Here is a 20,443-nt window from a genome sequence, read left to right on the forward strand (position 1 = left end):
TCGAATTAGTGAAATACACTTAAATTCCACTGATCCTTCCAATTTATCTGTACTTTTTCATTCTGGAGATCAACCGGAAGCCAGATATACCTGCTATCCATAAGATCTTTGGGATTCCAGCGGTCGGCCATAAAGATAAAGGAATCCTTTTTTCCTGCGACAGGAAGGATAAATGTTGATTGGCCACCATAAGTCAAAGCCGAATTTGGTCCTTGCATTGGATCCCCAAGGGATTTCCAAGGGCCAAAAAGATCTGTAGCAACATGAAGCTCTGCACGATTTGGATCCCAGCCAGTGCATCCGCTGGTGATCAGATAATACTTATCTTTGTACTTGAATAAAGCTGGGGCTTCCCTATGATTCCGGAAGAGTAAGGAATCTTTCGCTGTCACATGCAGGTAATCATCGGTTAATTGAACCAGGCGTAAGGCATAGTTTTCGTCCGATGAATAGATTTGGTAAGCCTTGCCATCGGTGTCAACAAATAGGCCCATATCGCGTGACATATTGTTATTTGGCCGGAAGCTATGGACAAACTGAAAAGGCCCAAGCGGAGAGTCACTGGTAGCAACGGCGGCCCTGGCTGCTGCATAACCTTGCCCTTTCAGCTCGAGATGGAACCACATCACATATTTCTTCTGCTGCTCGTGATAGATAACCTTTGGCCGCTCCATAATACAGCCCCAAGCAATATCGCTTGTAGAATCTGCACTAGGTGTGAGAGCCAATCCTTCAAACTTCCAGTTATACAAATCATTGGATGAGTACACATTGACTCCCTGGGATGTAGTTCCGCCACGTTTCTCACCGTACCAATAATATTTTCCATTTTGATGAAGTACGCCACCGCCATGGGCATTGATGACATGACCGGACTGGTCTTTCCATATTTCCCCTGGCGTAAAACTATGCATCTCAGCATGCTCCTTTTTTTGATAAACCCGTACATAATCAATTTCATATTTTGCAGGAAGTAATTTGTCAGCTATCGTGCCGCCATTTATTCCGCCGAGGGCCAAATTTAACAGGAGATAATGCGGTTGGGTAAATGGATTGAAACCGGTACCATCCCGATTGACCAATTGATCCATAGGAACGTGAAGCATTTCCATATCGTCCACATAAAGCGTAATAGCGTCCTCATCCCAAATCATTCGCCAGGTATGGAACTGATCTGCCCAAGCCTTTCCGCCAAGATCTTTGACTGCTTTTGTCTTACCAAACCAATGTGCTTTCCAGCGTTGGTCAGTACCGGTTGCGATATTAGCCAATATATTGCCACGGTAATATTCCATGATATCTATTTCACCATTGGATGGCCATTCTTTGGCGGTGCCTAACGTCCAGAATGCAGGCCAAAGCCCCTCTCCAACAGGGATACGTGCCCGGATTTCAAAAATCCCGTATTTCCAGCTATGCTTGCCCAAAGTATTTATCGAAGCCGAAGTATAGGTTATCTTTTTACGGCCGGCAATCCAATCATGACTGCCCTGAATAAAACCCGGATGATTACGTTGTTCTTTTTTTGCTTCAATAACCAATAGGCCATTACGACAGGAAGCGTTTTCCTTTTGATACCACTGCTCTTCCCGGTTACGTTTGAAACCTTCTTCGTAACTCCATTTAGTCGTGTCGGGTGCACCATTATAATCAAACTCATCCGACCATACCAATTTATACTGTGGTGGGACGGGCTCTTGACTATATGCGGCAAAACAACTTGACAGCAAACTAAGACAGACAGATAAAAGTTTTTTCATGATTTAGTTTAAGTTTCTTTGAGCTAACAGCTCTTGATTATCAGTAAACAAAAATATCCCCCTTTTTCTGCGTGATCAAGGGGGATATTGAGTCAAAAAGAGGGATATATTCGTATTTGTGTAATAATGAGATGACACATATCCATTTTCATATTTTCTACAGTCCGGTTGGGGCAGTTCCACTGATAAGTGACCATCCTGGATTTTGATAAATAACAGAGTTTTCTGCTGTTCCATCATCCGAAGCCAACTGGAAATGTTCTATGGCAATGGGTGCGAGGTAATGTGCCATGGCAAATTTTACACCGGTATAAGACAGGGCGTTGCTTCGGATCTCCAAGGGTCTGAGGTATTCACTCCGTGCGGGATCAGAAACGACAGATTTATCATTGGTAGCACCATAAATCAGCTGTTCGGGTTTATACCAATCTTTCATCGGTCCCCAAAGTTTAAAACCTTCAAAATGGTCTGCTGTTGTAATCAGCTGATCCATTGCCCGCCAACGCTTAAGATCCATCCAACGCAGACCTTCAGCCATAAGCTCACTTCTGCGTTCGCGACGTATATTGTATAATGTAGGCGATACAAATTGCCCTACCGAATACGCGCCCCAGTCTTTCTTCTCTTTATCCATCTGCGTTGCAGCAATGGTTGCATTGAAATCAGGATCGACCTTTGCCCGCGTACGCAGTGCGCGCCAATAGGCCTGTGCCTTCGTATCTAAATTTTGATTCTTTTCATAACAGGCTTCCATATAATTGAGGTAAGCCTCGGTCGCTCTAAAGGTAACGCTACCGGTAAAGCCCTGTCCATTGTTAGCCTGAAGACCATCGTATGAAATTCCTTTCCGAATCGTATAACCTGTTGTGTAACGACGTCCCCAATCGGTATCATATACCGTCGGTATGGGTTCAGTTTGCGTAGCGTGAGATCCTTGTCCAATATTGACCAATACATTTTTTTGACCAGGTTCTTTTAAAAACAATTGTAAACGACCATCCCGATTTTTCCGAACGTCTGTAATATAATCATCACCAGCGTAACCGCTGCCCGCGGCGTAAATAGGCAATCCATTGGACATCAGAAAGCTTTCGACAAGGCCGCGTGTCAATCCAACTGCATAATTTCCAGCTTGAGCATACACAGGCACATTATGTGTCACCAGGCTTTGATTATATTGACGCCACAGCAGTACTTCACCATAACCCGACATATCTACTGCACCAAACATGCTGAAGTACGGATTCTCATTGTTGGCAGATTCTATAATTCCGGTATTATTTTCCAGTTGAATATTGTCAGCAACAGCAGAAGCCGATGCCATGGCCTGCGTTAAAAAGTAGTCGATCTCTCCGGTAATACTTCCCGTCGGGAATGCATAATTGCTATTGTATGATTTTGCAGCACCCGGCCAGTTTGGTCCTTTAGGGACGAATGCTGTTCCGCTGAAGTATTTGAGCCATGTACCCTCATACAAAGCCACTCGGGATTTGAACAGTTGCGCGACATTTTTTGAGATCCGCTGTTTCTTGCCGTCAGGCGAGCTTTGGTTCAGCAAGGTAATAGCCGAATCCAAGTCAGAAAGAATAAAACGAGCAACTTCATTTCTTGGCGAACGCTTACTTGCTTCTACCAAAATATTCTTGTCCTTATCCGACATCACATTGCGAATAATAGGAAAATCACCCAAGGCCTGCAATTTCCCAAAGTAAACGTAGGCCCGTAAAAAATAGGCTTCACCGATATAATGTGCTATGTTACTTGAATTTCCGAGAATACGATTTGCCTTCCATTTGGGAACCACCGTATTTATAAAATAATTCATCTGATAAATACTTGAAAAATCCCAGTCACCGTCTTCTGATGGGACACGCCATTGCCCCGGAATAAACTTGTTATCGAGTGTAGGAATAGCCATATTGTCTGTGTTTCCGTCTATGCCGAAAGTGCCAAATGACCAGTTGCCATGCGAAGGAAATAGTCCAGCATATTGATTTACGGTATAAGCAGCAAGTTGTGACTCCTCATCCAGATAAGCTTCAGGTATAATGGACGAAGGGGGTGCAATATCCAAATATTTATTGCAGGAAGCTAGACCTACCAAAGCGACAAGGCCTAATTGCATCAATCTAAAAATAGTACTATTGAATTTCATAATGAATCGACTTAAAATGTAACACTTAAACCTGCAGACCAGACTTTAGTCAATGGGTAAACCGTTCCGTTGCTTCCGCCATCAATAGTTTCGGGATCAAACATTCCCGCTACACTTGAGCCGGTCCAGATATTTTCTCCGGAAACGTATACACGCAAACGCTCCACACCGAAACGTTTTGTTGTTTCTTTCGGCAAGGTATAGCCCAGCTGAATATTTTTTATGCGGATATAGGCTGCGTTCTGCAAAAAGCGCGTCTGCGTCTGCTGGTTTTTAGCAGTACCAAAAACAGGACGTGCGTAATATGCTTCAAGATTTTCACCCAGGGGATTATCTGCAGTACGGAAATAATCAAGATGATCGACCAAGCCCGTTGACCACCATTTTGAAGTTGCTCCCCAAAAATAGTAGCCCCCTTGCCAATAATCGCGTTTCATGACACCTTGCATGAAAATGCTAAAGTCAAAATTTTTGTAGTCTGCATTCAGATTCAATCCAAAGGAGTAACGCGGTGTGCTGTTTCCAATCACACGACGATCACCTGGATCGGCCTCTGTATTGCTTCCACCATCTATTTTTCCGTCTCCATTAAGATCAGCATACATGATATCTCCTGCCCCCCATTGTGAACCTAACGCATTTTGTCCACCATTGGGCAAGCTCGCCAGATGCTGGCTCATTTGTTCTTCTGTCTTGGCAATACCAAGGGTTTGATACCCCCATATTTCACCCAGCTTTTGACCTTCACGATAGTTTGATAATGACCCTATTGCGTTAGGATAACGTGTTACTGTTGTGGTATAGTCGGATAAGAGGAACTTTGCTCCATATGCGAAACCACTGGCAGTACGGTCATTCCAGCCCAGGGTAGCTTCAAATCCTCTTGTTTTTAAGTCGGTATTATTTGTTTGAGGAACTTGGGTTCCTAATGTATTAGGCAACTGTGGAGCTGGGCCGACCATATTAAAAGTTTTCCGTTCGAAGACCTCAAAAGATCCAGAAAGACGGCTACTTAAAAAGGCGAAATCGACACCTAAGTTCTTCGTATTGATGGATTCCCAGGTCAATAAAGCACTTACGAGGCCTGGAGCCGATGCAGAATTTGGTCGCGCATTATTGATCAGCCAAGCACCATTGGCTGTCTCCGTTGGTTGGGTGACATAAGTCGGATACCAGACGTCGGTATTTTGATTACCTAGCTCTCCGTAGGAAGCTCTTAATTTCAGCATATTAATAAATGGTGTCGACTCTACAAGGAAGTTTTCTTTGGCGATGTTCCATCCTGCAGAAACTGAAGGAAACCAGCCCCAGCGGCTATCGCTACGGAAACGTGATGAACCGTCATAACGCAGATTAGCTTCCAATAGATATTTTTCAGCATAATTGTAATTCAATCGGCCGAAGAAACCCGCTGTTGCCCATTTTTGATATTCGCCAGATACAGAAGGTACTACTGCTTTTCCATTGATATCTGTGCCGGAAGTCAGATTCAATACCGGTTGATCCGGGATAATGATTCCGTCACGTTGCACACCGAGATTGCGATAGGCAGTGTGTTCAATCTGACCACCGACCATAACTTTAAAATGATGGTCGCCCCAGCTTTTATCGTAATCAGAAAAGATATTGATGTTATAATAGTTTTCCTTTAAACCAAATTCGTAGACGTTTGAAGAGTTTTTATACAAATAAGGATCACCGTTCACGTCATGATTGTAAAGACGCTGCGAATCCCAGTGACGAAATTGAGTTGTGGTCCTATAGTTAAAATTACCGGTTGTACGCCATCCTTTAATTGGTTCAAGGATCAATTGTAACTGTTGATAAATGTAATCCTTACTGGATTTATCCTGTCCGCCTTCTTTCATGGCAAGTGCAGGTGAAGGAGAACTGAACAAGTATCCATTCGGATCATAAAGTGGCAGCGTTGGCCAGCCCTGTCTTCCTAAATCATCGTAAAAACTATTGGTCAATGCCGCAGGACGGTCGTAATCTTCACGTACCAACCTAGCGTTGTAATTTACCTGAAAGATGTCAGATACTTTAGAATTGATTTTAGCCGCAACAGAGTAACGGTCGTAATGGTCTGTATTGAAGGCCATCAATCCTTGTTGCTTCATGAAATTGCCAGAAAGGTAATAGGTTGTTTTTTCGGTTCCACCATTGAGACTTAGGTTGTGCTCCTGGGCAAAAGCCTGATCCCGGTACATGACGTCGAACCAATCGTTATTGTCGTTACCATAGGCATATCCTTCAGCCCAATACAACTTATTATTCGGATCGACAATGGTCGAATTTTTCAGGCTTCCGTTTTGATAATCCAAGATGCGCTGTAGATGCTCCGCGGAGAAATGTGGTGAACCGCCTGCGTTGACTTCTGCCTGATTGAAGTATTGAGCAAAAGTGTAAGAATCCATCATCTTAGGCATCAATGTCGGTGCGTTCATACGAAAGCTATTATTATAATTTACCGAAGTACGTCCAGCCTTTCCAGATTTTGTAGTGACCAAAATAACCCCAAAAGCGGCTCTAGAACCATAGATTGAAGCAGCACCGGCATCTTTCAATACAGAAACACTTTCGATATCTTGTGGATTTAATGCCGCCAAAGATCCTTCAGAACCGTCAATTAGGACCAGTGGTGCCGAAGAAGATGTGCCGATTGTACCTGTACCCCGGATATTAATAGATGGATTGGTTTCCATCGTTCCCGAGTTTTGGGAAATATTTAGGCCGGGGGCCAGTCCTTGCAGTGCCTGGATAGCATTTCTTACAGGTCTATTTTCCAGCTGCTTGGCATCTACCACCGCAACAGAACCAGTCAGGTTTGTTTTTTTCTGCGAGCCAAAACCAACGACCACCACTTCATCCAAAACATCTCCTTCGGAAGCATCAAGCTGCACGTTAAGCTCGTAGTTCCCTTGGCTGATCTGTTTAAGCTGACTGAATTCAAAGCGCTGTTTTGCATAACCTAGAAAGGTAAATTCTAATGCCGTGACTGTCGCAGCACTGAATGTATATTTCCCTTGTGTATCTGTCTGCGCCTGCATTGTGGAACCGATATTTTTAACGGTCACTCCAGCAAGTGGCCTGTTATTTTCGGTAACCTGGCCCCGTACAGTTATTGACTGTGCATAAGTCTGCTGTAAGCTTAAAAGTAAAAAGCAGATACAACAAAGCCAGCACTGTGTTAATACTATTTTCCTTTTCATAAGTAAAACTGTTTAGTGATTAAATAATATTTTGATGAAGAGTAACATGGCAATATGAGGTAGCAATATTGCGTTCCATAAGGAATTCAAGGATCAAACAATCCACTTTTGATTGGTAAATTCATCATAATTAAACTTGGTTATTTAGCTGTTTTTGAGTTTTAGCCAACTTTACTTTCCCTCCACCTATTTTTTATGTGATTTGGAGAGGGTATTCATCTAATCAGGCAAACACTCTTGGTTATTTAACATCGTCAACACAATAAAACGTCATATTGACACTTGCAATATTATCAAAAACGTTACAGAGGAAGGGGGGTAGAATCTTCTTATTTTAAGGGGTAAATTCGTCAATTTAGGCTTTTTGACCTTGTTAAAGGATATTCTGGTTTCGGCAGACAAAAAAAGCCACATCTCCCGACGTGGCTTCTAAACTAAATTTATAAACATGTTATTCACTAGGGATCAGCTTTTGGTATAACTAAGCTGGCCCCAAAATTATGAGATTCTATTTATAGGAATTGATCGATTTGGATACTCTCCAGTCTTTACCTTCACGCACTAAGGTAACAAGATCGGTTTTGGTAAAATTTTCAAATTTCAAAATAACCCTGGCCACCATATAATCTGTAGACTGTTCAACTACATCTGTGCTAACCGCACAATTCAGGTGGATATTTTTTTGCTTTTTCAAGGATTTAACCACTTCATAGCGGCTATATGACTTTAAGGTGCCCGTTTGTACCTTTAGATTAAAGTCTTCAGCAAACAACTGTTCTATTCCAGCCGACTCACCTTCAGTGATCACGGCGACATAGTGCTCTAGCGCAAAGTCTGCGGTTGATAGATTAATGCTGACTGGGTTTGATTTTGAACCCGGTCCTTCAGCTGCCATAGCAAATGTTGATACGGCCATTAAAGCTGCTACTGTGAATGTTTTTACGAGAGTTTTCATACTATCTTTTTTTTGTGTTTTTTTTACCTTGCTTATCTGTTGACTCAAAATTATCGCTCCAAATGCTTGTTGCCCATGGATTTTAGATCAATAACCAGCAAAAGTCGCTGAATGGCTAAAATGGAAAAGTGAACTTCAAAATGCATAAAGAACATACGATCAATTTTATTAGCTCCGTGCCAAAGACCATACCAGTTGGCCCCAAGGTTCATTTATGCCTTTTAAAGCCCATTATGGGCGATCTAAGCTCTTCTTCAAAAAACGAAATGTACGTATGCGAACAGTTATTAACCGAATTGTTCACATACGTACAGCACATTAAAATGTAATAGAAGTTTAATTTTCTGTGCATTTTGAAGTGAATGACGATATACAGTAAAAAAGAAACGTACTTATTTGCCTGATCAGAAAGATCAGGTGCCAATTTTTTTCGGGGGGTACAAACGGGCTAGTAACAGGGTACAAGCTCGCTAAAATAGGTTTAGTTGGTCGTCTGCGATGGAATATATCCGAATTACTAACTCATTCCCAAGGTAAACGCGACGACTTTAGATTCCAGATCCACATTTCCGGCCAGCCCGGATAAATCTTCGGCAGCAAGCTTTGAAGACTTCAATGACCGATTGAGTTATGTGACGCAGCTCATCATTGCCCGTAAATTTAGCTCAAATCTATCGCTCGTTGTGGTCCCGACCTTTCTTCACCGGAATTATACAGCTTATAACGATCAGAATGATGTATTTGCTCTTGGTATTGGCGGGCGGGCCAAGGTCAGCAATAGGATCGCATTAGTAGCAGACTATACATTACCTTTCCGAAAGTCGTCGAACAAAAAATACCGTGAAGATGTAAAAGCGGACAGCGTTATTATAATGCATTAGGTGTCGGTTTGGAAATGGATACCGGAGGACATATCTTCCATCTCAATTTTACCAATGCAACCGCAATACAAGAATCTCAGTTTATTAGCGAAACAAATAGCTCCTGGGGTAAGGGACAATTCCGTTGGGGATTTAGCATTGCTCGCCGTTTCAATTTTAATAAAAAATAAAAAGTAAATCGCTCCATCGGGGACTTGGCAAGAAAAGAATCTATCCAAAGCAATAGGAATTCAAAATGCTTAAAATCCTCATGAGTGATATGGCCTTAAATAAAAAAAGCGGATAACAATGCTGTTATCCGCTTTTTTATCACACAATATTAAATCTACAAATCATTTAACCACTTATTTACCTCATCTTGTGTTTTACCAGTCTTCTTTTGAAGCTTACCTACCAACTCATCTTCTTTGCCCTCGGCGTACAATAGATCATCATCAGTAAGATCTGCATATTGTTGTTTTACCTTACCTTTGATTTCGTTCCAACGGCCTTTCCATGTTAATTCGCTCATAATTATTTTCCTTTCGTTGTTTATTAATAGAACAGTATCGTACAGCTAATCGTTTAAAAAATAATGTTATAAAATGTTAATTTTATAACATTCACCTCGTAAACAAGCACTTTCTATTCTTCATAATATTATTTCCGGTTACAATTGGCCGTCCATACCTTGCTGTCTTTTGTATAACCAATTGTCAATTTACCAGCATCAATACGGATAACTCCTGTACCTGCCGAACCAATGTTGACCAAGACGTTATCCTTTTTTTCAAAATCTACGCCGTTGAGATTTGGAATGCCATTTCCAAAAGCGAAATTATAGGTATCGCCAACTTTTGTTACGGTAACTGTTCCTTCTGCAGCGGCAACATCATTGTCATTGTTATTCATATCATCATACGAGATAGTGCCTTCATATTTACCAACAAAAAGATCGTTGTCGGCTGGATCATCGTCTTTGCTACATGATGTAAAGCCTACTAATACCGTTAAAATAAGCATACCTAGTCCCAGTGTTTGAATTAATTTTTTCATACGTCGATGTGTTAATGTGAATACTCTATTTTATTACTGCTGGGTAAAATTCAAACTTTATGCCAGTCCAAATACAGCCTTAGAAACACCCGTATCAAATACATAAGAAGGGGTATAAATACCGAACTAGCGAATAAATACACAACGATCGTATGCAGATATCCGTTAAATACCCCATTTCTATTAATAAGTCATTATGATTTTTTTGTATTTTTAAGACCATAACTGGTTTTTCCTACCACATTGGAGTAATCTAACTCCAATGTGGTAGGAAAAACCTCCGGTATAATGCATGATTAGATCCCTTATAAAAAAAACAGCCTTATTTATGAAATTATTTTCCTTCTTTCTATTTTTTATTGCCCTCCAGTCTTGCACCGTTCAGCGGATAGAAAAAAAAGAAAAAGGCTCTTTGTATATCAATACATCAATCCCCGCACATAGTTCCTTAGCCATCTCAACCGAAGATGCCAGTCTATTTTCCATTACGGCTAAAAAAACATCGACCGGTCGGCTAAAAATTTTGAATGAATCAGAGGAGATTGAGATGGAGAAGAACAAAACATACACACTGAATGTCAACCAGAAAGGGAACATCGTATTCCTAAATCAATCCGATCAGGGAACTAATATCCAATTGAGAGTCTATAACCATACATCGAAGATCATTCAGAAAACAAATCTCATCCACTAAGAAAGGAGGCAAAATATTTTTTAAAAAACTTGCAGCGAAAGCGCATTATCGCTAAATTCATTTATTCCAAGCCTACACTATGGAAATCAATTATGCGCTTATCGTTCGAAGATTCGAGGAATATTTTGACCTATGGAGTTCCAAAGTATATCAATATGCAGTCCATAAAACCAAATCTTCTTATCTAGCCGAAGAAACTGTACAGCGTGTATTTATCAAACTCTGGAAAAATATGAGTGACAAAAATATCGATGCCACCATAGAATCCCAAATTTTCTGTATCACCCGAACAGTGGTGATCGATCTGGTCAAGGCAGAGTATAACCGAAAGAAACTTCTGGATCACGATCAGACATTCGTCTTGCGCCATAGCCCTCAGGATGATTTTTATGCCAAACAACTTACATCCACACTCCATGAAATTGTCGATAAACTACCGGAGAAACGCAAGGAGATTTTTATGCTAAGCCGGTTTTCTAATCTTTCGCATAAGGAGATTGCGGACAAGCTGGCCATATCGACGAAAACTGTGGAGAACCAATTGACACTAGCACTAAAAACCATTCGAAAGGCTTTACTGTTCAGTATGCTGGTGCAAATTATTTTTTAATTTCTTTGGGGGGTACCTCATTTTCAATCGTAATCTTTATACATGAAGATTACAAAAACACTCATCGACAAATACCTAGGCGGTAAAGCCAGTGCGGAAGAAATTGCCACAGTAGAAAATGCACTGGCCAATAACGAGTTTTATTGGGAAGATTTTATGCCGGAAACGGAATGGCAAGCATATGAGATGGATTCGGATTTTAAAAACCAAAAGGAAATAAAAGCACATATTTTCACACAAATAGGGCAAAAAAATAAGGATCGTTTCAGCTGGTTAAAATATGCGGCTATTATCTTCTTCATCGGAATCGGAGCTTGGCTGGGATTAAACCAGATCGATTCTCCTAAATATAACACCGCATACCGTAGCGCGAAGAAAGTCCAGCCCACACCGCAGGAGCAACCAAGTAATTTATATTATATCAATTCAGGTAATACCATTCAACAAATTCCAGTTCCAGACGGTTCTACTATCGACCTATACCCCAATTCTGAAGTAAAATTCAGTTCAGATTTCACAACTATTAGCGCGCGGGAAATTCAATTAAAAGGTAAAGCCAAATTTACGGTAGCAAAGGATAAGACAAAGCCTTTTCGCGTTCATACGGCAGATTTGACAACAACCGCACTTGGCACTGTTTTCAGTGTGGAAGAAGGTGGTAGCGCGATTACGAAAATAAAACTCTATGAAGGCCGTATTGAAGTCAAAAGCAATCAGCATCCTGAAAATAAACAGGCCTTAAATTTACAATTTCAACCCAACGAAGAAATCAGCATTGATCGCAAGCTACAACAGATCATTGCCGAAACCCGAGTCAATACTTCTCAATCCAGCAAAAGAGGGTCTTACTTAAAAACTAGCGGACAGCTGATCTTTAAAAACCTCCCATTACAAGATGTACTTCACATCATCAGTCATAATTATGACCTTAAACTAAGCTTTGAACCTAAAGATATACAAGATAAATACTATAGTGGAACGTATAAAAATACAGCATTAGCATACGTCAACATGCTAGCTGATATCCAAGCACTCCATAAAATAACCATTCATGTACAAACCGAATAAAATTCACTCAGATAACCCACAAATTATGCACAATTATTTACCTTCCAAGCATAGTATCCTGACTATGCTATTGTTGAGATCCAACATTCGAGCCGACGTAAACTGGGCACTGCGTCTTGGCCTCATGGGGCTTTTGTCAACAAGCTATCTTCTTGCTAATGCCCAACAAAATGCGACCATTAACGGAGTAATCAAAGATGAAACAGGAAAGCCCATCCCCTCGGCAACGGTTACCATACGTAATGCGACGAGCGGAATGAAAAAAACAACAACCAGTAGGCCTGACGGAACTTTTTCACTCGACCAGATTCCCGCTGGACAGGGCTACCAGATCAGCGTATCGTCTATCGGTTTTAAAAGCAGAGAACTGTTGGATTACACCATTACAGACAGAGACAAGCTAGCGATCAATATCAGTTTGGAATCGAGTGCGCAAAACCTACAGGAGGTTGTCGTTACAGCGCTTGGTATCAAACGCGAAAAAAAAGCGCTCGGTTATACGGTCGCTGAACTCAAAGGCGACGAGCTGACGCAGGGTAAGGAGACCAATGTGGCGAATGCCTTATCGGGTAAAGTTGCCGGCGTGCAGGTGAGCCGCGCTGCATCCGGTGCCGGAGGTTCATCCAAGGTCGTGATACGTGGTAACAACTCACTTATCGGTAATAGCCAGCCGCTCTATGTTGTTGATGGAGTACCGATTGATAATCAAAACATTTCATCTCCAAACCAGTCTGGGGGAACCGATTATGGCGACGGAATCGGAAACATCAATCCCGAAGACATCGAAACGATGTCGGTATTAAAAGGCCCGAATGCGGCCGCACTTTATGGACAAAGAGGAAGTAACGGCGTTATCTTGATCACAACTAAATCTGGTAAAGCTGGTAAGACGCGTTTTAGCTATGGTACAGATTTTTCATTAGGCAATGGGCTGGTCTTACCTGATTTTCAAAATGTCTATGGACAAGGATTGAACGGAACATTTACACATTTCAGAAAAGATGACGGCACCATTGTTTCCATGAGTGAAGCGCTGAAAAATGGTTACAGTGGTATGCCTAAAATGAGTGCCGGACGTGACCGTACGACACGGGCAAGCTGGGGTGCAAAAATGGAAGGCCAGACTTATGAAGATGCTTATGGCAACATCTTACAGTTAACACCAAAACCAGATACCTACTCGTCGTTTTTTCAAACGGAGAAACAGTTTGTCAACAACCTTAGTATCGATGGCGGAACCGACAAAGTAAACTACCGTTTTTCATTTGCCAATACAGATGTAAAGGGTTATATCCCAACCAATACGCTGAAGAGAAACAATTTCGGTCTGCGCACCCAAGCCAAAATAACCGATAAATTTCACATCGACATCAAGGCGAACTATATCGCGCAAAAGGGGCAAAACCGGCCAACACTGGCCGATGCTGCAGACAATCCTGCCTACCTATTTATCAGCCAGCCGCGAAGCTTGGGCAACGACATCATGGCACAGTATAAATGGAACGCACAGGAGATCAGCAGACAGCTTGGATTTTCGGGATTGACGGAAGGATTGGAGAAAACATATGCCACCAATAGTTCCACAGCCAACCCCTTTTGGACCATTCATGAAAACCACAATGAAGATCGTCGGGACCGCATCATAGGGTTACTCCGTCTGAGTTACGACTTTGCTCCTTGGCTTAAGGTCACAGCGACCGGGGGTACGGACTTCTATACCGATCAACGGTTTCGTTACCGTCCAATAAACACCTACCAAAGCTTGAACCGAAAGGGTGATATTCGCGAAGAGGTCATCAGAGCCCGCGAAGACAATTTTGACGTCCTCGCTAGCTCCAACTTCAAATTGACTGATGACATTAAACTCAGTGCTAACTTAGGAGCCAGCCATCAAAGCCGGTATTTGCGTATGACAGGAAATTCAGGCAATCAATTTATTGTTCCGAATCTCTTTGTAATCAATAACACCACGACAAATAGTTACATATTTGACCTGATCGAGTCCAAGATTAATTCGGCTTATCTATCGGGCCAGTTCAGTTACAAAGACTATTGGTTTGTTGATTTCTCTGCCCGTAACGACTGGTCTTCGACCCTGTCAAAGGAAAACAATTCGTTTTTCTACCCGAGTGTAAGTTCCAGTTTAGTCTTATCGGATGCCTTCAAATGGCAATCTGACGCACTGTCTTTCGCCAAAATCAGAGCTTCATGGGCCCAGGCCGGTAGTTCAGGAAACCCATATCAGCTGACAGGAGCATATAGTCTCAACCAGTATACCCATGGTGGCGTGCCGATGGCTTCTTATACAGAAATTATTCCTGATCCGAATTTGAAAAACGAATTGACCACGTCAATCGAAGCTGGGGCAGATCTGAGATTTCTAAAAAACAGACTTTCTTTCTCCTTCACCTACTATCAGGCCAAGACAAAGAATCAGATTTTGGACGTACCAATCGCCCCTTCCAGTCTCTATGTAAAAAATAGGATCAACGCTGGAGAAATTAGCAACAGAGGTATTGAATTTGTATTGGGAGCAACACCAATCAAAAGCGAATCGGGTTTCGAATGGAATACAACCTTCAATTACAACCGCAACAGAAATAAAGTTGAATCACTCTATCCCGGTGTAGAAAGCTTTTTACTCGCTACAGACCGCGGGATAAATGTGGTTGCGGAGGTCGGAAAACCATTCGGCCAGCTAATTGGGACACAGTTTGCTTGGATCAAAGATGATCAGGGAAATAGGTTGATCGACCCTACCACTGGACTGCCTTTGCGCACAGCCGGACGTGTAGAAACCGATCTTGGAAATGCACAACCCGACTGGCTGGGTGGTTTTGCCAATACCTTTAAATATAAAGGTTTCAACCTCTATGCACTTGTCGATATCCGTCAGGGCGGCGTGATCTTCTCCCAATCCAATCGTGAGCAGATCATTTATGGTACTTCTAAAAAGACCTTGGAAGGCCGTGATGGCACCTACGTTGCCGAAGGGATGGTCGGACAAAAAGATGGATCAGGAAACTGGACAAGCACAGGAACAAAAAACAGCAAGCAGGTTGCCGCACAAGATTACTGGAACATGGTTGCGAGTGACAAAGAAGTCATGGTATCCGAAGAAATGATCAATGATATGAGTTATATTGCCATGCGCGAAATCAGTCTCTCCTATTCTTTCCCTAAAAAGCTGATGCCACATAAACTTGTTAACTCCCTAAAATTGGGCGTCTATGGACGTAACCTATTTTATTTTCAACGGAAAACTGATGGATTTTCACCAGAAGCTTCTGCTTTCAATGTAAACAATAGCTCGATTGGTATTGAATCAACTTCACTTCCAATGATGCGCACATTCGGTATTAATCTCACTGTTGGTCTGTAAACCCTTTATCATGAAAAAGAAACTATTTAAAAATACATTCATCGTCGGACTTATTTCTGTGGCAGGATTAGGTTCATGTACCAAAGATTTCGAACGGATTAATACGCCGCCGACATCTGTCACCACTGTAGACCCTTCCTTACTCATAGCTCGCATTCTACGTGATGGTACTTTTCAGGAATCTGGGGAACTACCCAACAACAAGTTTGGCTCTTGGATCCAACATTGGGCTGGTGGACCGGTAGTGCCTGTTTCTCGATATTTTGAAGGACCCGAAAATCTTATTTGGTCGCAGCACTACACCCTGCTCCGCAATATCGTTCAGATCAAACAGGAATTGAGCGGCAAGGAAGACAATGTAGAAGGGAGAAGTAAACTGGCTATTGCCGAACTTTATGAAGTATACCTCTATCAGCGCCTTACAGACTTGTTTGGTGACATCCCCTACTCCGAGATCACAAAATCCAATAAGGAAATTAACCGTACGCCCAAATTTGACAAACAAGAAGATATCTATCCGGCACTGGTTCAAAAGGTCGATGCAGCTATAGCAAGGCTTACGAGCGGAGACCTCTCTTACGGCTCTTCAGATTTCTTTTACAAAGGCAGTATCGATAAATGGAAAAAATTTGGCAATTCGCTCAAATTAAAGCTCGGCATACGCATGCGGTACGCCAATCCTTCTTTGGCACAGAAAACGGTTACCGAAGCCATGACTTCTGCTATAGGTCTATTCTCCAGCAACAGTGATAATGCAGCAGTACCGACCTACAACGATGCTCAAGCTGAAAACCAGAACCCGATTTTACGTCAAATGACTACCGGAAGTGCCGATCTACGTTATTTGGCTAATACGCTGGTTGACAAACTCAAAGAATACAATGATCCAAGGCTTCCTTTACTTGCCGAACCGGTCATTAGCAATGGAGTCGCAACCTATCAAGGTATTGGGGTTTCGTTGACCGATAACCAGCTATCACAACTGATTCGCGCCAACTATTCAACAGCCAATAAGTCGACTTGGTTCAGCCTTTCATTCGCACCGATCCCAAGCTATGCGTTTACGTATTCGGATATCTGTTTTTACAAAGCCGAAGCTGCACTTCTTGGCTGGGGTGCTACAAGTGCAAATGCCCAAACGTTCTTTACAGACGGTGTTAAAGCTGCGCTGGCACTTCCGCCATACAATATGACGGCAATCCCTTCTGCATACGAACCTGTGCTCAATCTAAGCGGCTTGACAGACGAACAGAAAATGGAGAAAATAGCGACACAAAAATGGATTCACCTATTTGGCCGGGACATGGAAGCCTTTGCCGAATGGCGACGTACAGGATATCCTCGATTAACCCCCGGTCCTAACCCAGGTTCCACCAACGGACAAATACCGCGTAGAGCTATTTATTCCAGTGAAGAGGCTGAGTTAAACGCAGCAAATTTAAAAGAGGCTGCAGCACGCATGACAAATGGTGACTCTTTCCTATCCAAAGTTTGGTGGGACAAGAAATAACTGCACTTTTTTAGCCGAGATTATAGACAGAAAAAGCTGTTCACAATCATTCAAAGAAGTGCTAATAAGTAGGGCCCTGATATTAATATCAGGGCCCTACTTATTTCTTCTCATCTCCAATTCGCCTGGTTGTCAGGTCTTACCAATAAAATATAAGTCAAACGATACTATCGGATCCTCTTAAATATTTCCGTTTTATTGTGCTGTATAATTTTCAACTCATTACCGCTGATGGAAAATTTTCCGGAGTAATAAATTAAGCTGTCTTTACCCAAGCCATCATTCCCCTTTGGAGGGTAAAACAACAGTGAGTCCGCTGAAATACGATAATATCCGTCAGTACCATTTTCTACCGAACAGGGCAATTTTGACTGAAAATGCCGAGCTGCCTCAAAATATAATCTTTCCTTCGTAATCGCATGTTCCCAGGCTCCATACAATTCATCTTTCGCGAGGTACTTGTTTTTCAATACCGCCAATAATGTAACAATTCCAATCGCTGCCAATGGAATATAGATGAATTTAATTTTACTGACTTTATTGAACCAATTAGGTCTATCTGCATCGGTAAATAAAGGGGCGCTGTCAATAAAAAAGGCATAAAAAGCTTTATAATCTGATAAAAGCACGAAAACAGCCATTAAGGTAAGAACGGTTGCCATACCTTTTGCACCTTGAATGTCAAAGGCAAAATCCATCAATAAAATGTTGACGATAAAGGTCAGAAAAAGGATCACACCGATTCTGGCAGTTTTGCGAAAAAAGAGCAATAACGCACTGATAAGCTGCGCAACAGCAATTGCATTACCGTACCATTTGGAATAGCCAAAATAATACCATGTCAATTCGAATCCTGAAAGCGCTGAAAGCGGTTTATCAAACACGCTCGGTTGCGAGGTAAATTGTGTTTCCAGGAGTTTAGCGGCAGCGTACGAAATGATTACAGTTGCCATAAAATACCGGCAAAATGTATACAGATAAAGATGTAGTGTCTTCCAATTCATGTTGTGGGAATACGAGGTTAAATTAAAGTGAAAACAGATGATGCACATCGGATCATCAAATTTATGCTTTTAGAAAAGAGTAAAATTGTAAAAATGGAAACTACTCCACAATTAGCCAAACATTTTCTTTATTCACATCAACATCTTTAAAAAAGCTATTCGGGTTTAAAGCTGTAAATGCCTTGAAATCCTTAATATAATGTGATTGATCGTAAAACCCTGTATTTAGCAAAAGTGAAAATCGCTTGGATTTATGTTGCATTTTCAGGGCCTGTCTAAAACGATGTATTTTTTTGTATTCAGAGGGGGATTTACCTAAATTCCGTAAAAATAATCTGTTAATATACTGTCGGGAGAAATGATACTTCTTAGCTAATTGATCGACCGTAAGTTCGTTTTCGAGATCTGCCAGCATTTGTCTAAAGATCGTAAGATCTTTATCCGCTTTGAGTTTAGACAATAAGTAAGACTCTAGTTCAATAATTTGAGACGCTCTATCCAAAGAAAAGAGTGTCCTCATTTTATCATTAAATCCATCCAAAAAATTTATATCAATCTGTGTTTTCCTTATAAAGAGCTTTGCAGGATCTTCAATGAAATGATTGATGCCTAAGGGATGAAAATAGATAGTTAATTCATCAACAAGTTCCTTATAAAAAATCTGCATCGGTTTGGTATACCTAGAGACAACGCAAGTCATAATATTATTTGTTTCAGAAGAACTTATCGTGACGAGGTGCCCTTTATCTTCCACCTCAAACTGCTGATTCACCGTTAAAATACAGTAGTTATTTGGAAAAGTCCAATACTTAATAGGCCCACTATCTTGATTTTTAGCAATGAAATAATATCCTTTAATGTATTTTCTTAATGTTTCGTTAATCGGCTTATAAAAGTCTAATTTCATGCTTTAAAATGGTACTTTCTTCAAAAATAAAACTGTAATTCATGTCCCTTTTTTAATTCAGGGACATTTTTACAAAAATAGGATCGACAAATGTATTAAACGGGAAATTGGGCAGCGATTTGAAAAAAAGATTTTACGTACTATACTCAAATTACGTCAATTCCAAATCGTCAAGGCTAATTTTCTCTTTCTTTAGTTCGGTAATTTCCTTTTCTAATTTTTTTAAGTTTTCATCAATCAATGCTATACTACCTTCAGGAAGAACTGTCTCCCGGTCATTCGATTTGATCGATTGCGTCGTCACAACTAATTCCAGATCGTAATCTGTCAGATTGATTCCTTTGACGGGATAGCGAGGAAAGCTCCAGAGTTTAGGATAATCTTTTTTTTGCTGATTGAAGACTATCGTATTGACACGAGACTCACCTGGCTGAAGCACACTGTCAGATTCGCCAAAAACAGCTTGCTCATTACTGATAATAGTTTGTGAAGAACGTTTTTTCAGCACATATGAAAAGCCCTGGCTTCCTTTTAGCGGCTTTTTACCCGTATACTTCATAGTCACTATAATTCTTGGAACAGGTTCGCCAAAGAAATCTTCGAGTCCCAGTTCAATAGGTTCCAACTGAAAAACAGCCAGCTCTTTCTTTACCTGTTCAAATTCAGTTTTATGTTTTTGTAGACTATCGATCTCATTTTGAAGATGAGCTATTTTCCTTTCCTGTTGTTTTTGAAGAATGTCATCGGCCAGGTCCAATACTGCACCGTAAGATTTTCCATCGATCATACCCAACGAAATACGATTTATTGATTCCTCATTATATTTTTGAGGTTCGTTCATTTTGAGCCACATCGCTTCGGATAGTGCCACTCGCAAGGCCTTTTCCAAGTTCGCTTTTTCTTTGTCATTCAGCTTCGCTTCTACCTTTTTACGGGAACTGTCAAAGGACGACTCGTCCTTTCCACTTAGTCTTTCGCTACAAGAGCTTATAGATAATGTCAAGAATAGTCCGATCAGTGCGATTTTTATGCATTGTTTCATTTTAAATAGTTTTAGTATACAATATATCGGCTAAGCTTGCATAAAGCTAATGCTTAGGTAACGCTGTTCTTAAATCAATTGAACGTTCTCTTACTGCTTATTCCTTAATATCGTTCAAGCAGAACATAAGAACGCAGAATTTAACATTCAGTTTTTTTATGAGCTGATAAAAATATACAAAAAACGTTATCTTAAAAATTAATTCAACACAAAAAGCTACATTTCACA

General features: G+C 41.2%; 17 protein-coding genes. 7 read left to right on the top strand and 10 right to left on the bottom strand.

The features are described from left to right. Positions 1-5 precede the first annotated feature (5 nt). The 5 genes from A9970_RS13875 to A9970_RS13895 form a co-directional block, all read right to left on the bottom strand. Positions 6-1,760, bottom strand: coding sequence for a family 43 glycosylhydrolase (locus A9970_RS13875; protein ID WP_182982723.1), 1,755 nt, complete (start codon positions 1,758-1,760; stop codon positions 6-8). Between the two features lie 157 nt (positions 1,761-1,917). Next, positions 1,918-3,915 (bottom strand): RagB/SusD family nutrient uptake outer membrane protein, encoded by a 1,998-nt coding sequence (locus A9970_RS13880; RefSeq protein WP_182982724.1) that lies wholly within the window; start codon positions 3,913-3,915, stop codon positions 1,918-1,920. 11 nt (positions 3,916-3,926) lie between these two features. Continuing rightward, positions 3,927-7,127 carry a TonB-dependent receptor gene (locus tag A9970_RS13885; protein ID WP_182982725.1) on the bottom strand — a complete coding sequence of 1,067 codons (3,201 nt, stop codon included), beginning with the start codon at positions 7,125-7,127 and terminating at the stop codon, positions 3,927-3,929. A 508-nt stretch (positions 7,128-7,635) separates the two neighbouring features. After that, positions 7,636-8,082: a nuclear transport factor 2 family protein gene (locus tag A9970_RS13890; RefSeq protein WP_182982726.1), complete on the bottom strand. Its 447-nt coding sequence runs from the start codon at positions 8,080-8,082 to the stop codon at positions 7,636-7,638. A 50-nt stretch (positions 8,083-8,132) separates the two neighbouring features. After that, positions 8,133-8,294: a hypothetical protein gene (locus A9970_RS13895; RefSeq protein WP_182982727.1), complete on the bottom strand. Its 162-nt coding sequence runs from the start codon at positions 8,292-8,294 to the stop codon at positions 8,133-8,135. 420 nt (positions 8,295-8,714) lie between these two features. Between A9970_RS13895 and A9970_RS13900 the strand changes: the two genes are divergently transcribed. Both A9970_RS13900 and A9970_RS29050 read left to right on the top strand, forming a co-directional pair. Beyond that, positions 8,715-8,963 (top strand): DUF5777 family beta-barrel protein, encoded by a 249-nt coding sequence (locus A9970_RS13900; RefSeq protein WP_182982728.1) that lies wholly within the window; start codon positions 8,715-8,717, stop codon positions 8,961-8,963. Between the two features lie 14 nt (positions 8,964-8,977). Next, on the top strand, positions 8,978-9,133 hold the full coding sequence (locus A9970_RS29050; protein ID WP_220801613.1) for a DUF5777 family beta-barrel protein: 156 nt from the start codon (positions 8,978-8,980) through the stop codon (positions 9,131-9,133). A 155-nt stretch (positions 9,134-9,288) separates the two neighbouring features. Here the strand turns inward: A9970_RS29050 and A9970_RS13905 are convergent, their stop codons facing one another. Continuing rightward, positions 9,289-9,474, bottom strand: coding sequence for a CsbD family protein (locus A9970_RS13905; RefSeq protein ID WP_046672091.1), 186 nt, complete (start codon positions 9,472-9,474; stop codon positions 9,289-9,291). Between the two features lie 128 nt (positions 9,475-9,602). Beyond that, complete coding sequence (locus tag A9970_RS13910) at positions 9,603-9,998, bottom strand: hypothetical protein (RefSeq protein ID WP_075991410.1); 396 nt, start codon at positions 9,996-9,998, stop codon at positions 9,603-9,605. A 328-nt stretch (positions 9,999-10,326) separates the two neighbouring features. Between A9970_RS13910 and A9970_RS13915 the strand changes: the two genes are divergently transcribed. The 5 genes from A9970_RS13915 (at position 10,327) to A9970_RS13935 (ending at position 17,262) form a co-directional block, all read left to right on the top strand. Then, entirely contained in the window at positions 10,327-10,692 is a 366-nt protein-coding gene (locus tag A9970_RS13915; RefSeq protein WP_182982729.1) for a hypothetical protein, read from the top strand. A gap of 79 nt (positions 10,693-10,771) precedes the next feature. Next, a complete protein-coding gene (locus A9970_RS13920) occupies positions 10,772-11,302 on the top strand; it encodes a sigma-70 family RNA polymerase sigma factor (RefSeq protein WP_120335467.1) in 531 nt (176 codons plus the stop codon). Positions 11,303-11,344: 42 nt separating this feature from the next. Continuing rightward, a complete protein-coding gene (locus A9970_RS13925) occupies positions 11,345-12,370 on the top strand; it encodes a FecR family protein (protein WP_182982730.1) in 1,026 nt (341 codons plus the stop codon). A gap of 25 nt (positions 12,371-12,395) precedes the next feature. Next, on the top strand, positions 12,396-15,752 hold the full coding sequence (locus A9970_RS13930; protein WP_182982912.1) for a SusC/RagA family TonB-linked outer membrane protein: 3,357 nt from the start codon (positions 12,396-12,398) through the stop codon (positions 15,750-15,752). Between the two features lie 10 nt (positions 15,753-15,762). Further along, entirely contained in the window at positions 15,763-17,262 is a 1,500-nt protein-coding gene (locus A9970_RS13935; RefSeq protein WP_182982731.1) for a SusD/RagB family nutrient-binding outer membrane lipoprotein, read from the top strand. 167 nt (positions 17,263-17,429) lie between these two features. Here the strand turns inward: A9970_RS13935 and A9970_RS13940 are convergent, their stop codons facing one another. The 3 genes from A9970_RS13940 to A9970_RS13950 all read right to left on the bottom strand — a co-directional run bounded on the left by A9970_RS13940 (position 17,430) and on the right by A9970_RS13950 (position 20,215). Next, a complete protein-coding gene (locus tag A9970_RS13940; RefSeq protein WP_182982732.1) occupies positions 17,430-18,215 on the bottom strand; it encodes a lipocalin family protein in 786 nt (261 codons plus the stop codon). Between the two features lie 151 nt (positions 18,216-18,366). Beyond that, a complete protein-coding gene (locus A9970_RS13945) occupies positions 18,367-19,173 on the bottom strand; it encodes an AraC family transcriptional regulator (protein ID WP_182982733.1) in 807 nt (268 codons plus the stop codon). 151 nt (positions 19,174-19,324) lie between these two features. Beyond that, on the bottom strand, positions 19,325-20,215 hold the full coding sequence (locus tag A9970_RS13950; protein ID WP_182982734.1) for a DUF6694 family lipoprotein: 891 nt from the start codon (positions 20,213-20,215) through the stop codon (positions 19,325-19,327). Positions 20,216-20,443 lie beyond the last annotated feature (228 nt).

Origin of the sequence: Sphingobacterium sp. UME9 (assembly GCF_014170215.1) — a bacterium.
Lineage (GTDB): Bacteria > Bacteroidota > Bacteroidia > Sphingobacteriales > Sphingobacteriaceae > Sphingobacterium > Sphingobacterium paramultivorum.

Excerpts from the sequence above, each read along its gene's own strand:
- A9970_RS13875 (WP_182982723.1), bottom strand. The coding sequence starts at position 1,760 with ATGAAAAAACTTTTATCTGTCTGTCTTAGTTTGCTGTCAAGTTGTTTT.
- A9970_RS13880 (WP_182982724.1), bottom strand. The coding sequence starts at position 3,915 with ATGAAATTCAATAGTACTATTTTTAGATTGATGCAATTAGGCCTTGTC.
- A9970_RS13885 (WP_182982725.1), bottom strand. The coding sequence starts at position 7,127 with ATGAAAAGGAAAATAGTATTAACACAGTGCTGGCTTTGTTGTATCTGC.
- A9970_RS13890 (WP_182982726.1), bottom strand. The coding sequence starts at position 8,082 with ATGAAAACTCTCGTAAAAACATTCACAGTAGCAGCTTTAATGGCCGTA.
- A9970_RS13895 (WP_182982727.1), bottom strand. The coding sequence starts at position 8,294 with ATGAACCTTGGGGCCAACTGGTATGGTCTTTGGCACGGAGCTAATAAA.
- A9970_RS29050 (WP_220801613.1), top strand. The coding sequence starts at position 8,978 with ATGGATACCGGAGGACATATCTTCCATCTCAATTTTACCAATGCAACC.
- A9970_RS13905 (WP_046672091.1), bottom strand. The coding sequence starts at position 9,474 with ATGAGCGAATTAACATGGAAAGGCCGTTGGAACGAAATCAAAGGTAAG.
- A9970_RS13910 (WP_075991410.1), bottom strand. The coding sequence starts at position 9,998 with ATGAAAAAATTAATTCAAACACTGGGACTAGGTATGCTTATTTTAACG.
- A9970_RS13915 (WP_182982729.1), top strand. The coding sequence starts at position 10,327 with ATGAAATTATTTTCCTTCTTTCTATTTTTTATTGCCCTCCAGTCTTGC.
- A9970_RS13920 (WP_120335467.1), top strand. The coding sequence starts at position 10,772 with ATGGAAATCAATTATGCGCTTATCGTTCGAAGATTCGAGGAATATTTT.
- A9970_RS13925 (WP_182982730.1), top strand. The coding sequence starts at position 11,345 with ATGAAGATTACAAAAACACTCATCGACAAATACCTAGGCGGTAAAGCC.
- A9970_RS13930 (WP_182982912.1), top strand. The coding sequence starts at position 12,396 with ATGCACAATTATTTACCTTCCAAGCATAGTATCCTGACTATGCTATTG.
- A9970_RS13935 (WP_182982731.1), top strand. The coding sequence starts at position 15,763 with ATGAAAAAGAAACTATTTAAAAATACATTCATCGTCGGACTTATTTCT.
- A9970_RS13940 (WP_182982732.1), bottom strand. The coding sequence starts at position 18,215 with ATGGCAACTGTAATCATTTCGTACGCTGCCGCTAAACTCCTGGAAACA.
- A9970_RS13945 (WP_182982733.1), bottom strand. The coding sequence starts at position 19,173 with ATGAAATTAGACTTTTATAAGCCGATTAACGAAACATTAAGAAAATAC.
- A9970_RS13950 (WP_182982734.1), bottom strand. The coding sequence starts at position 20,215 with ATGAAACAATGCATAAAAATCGCACTGATCGGACTATTCTTGACATTA.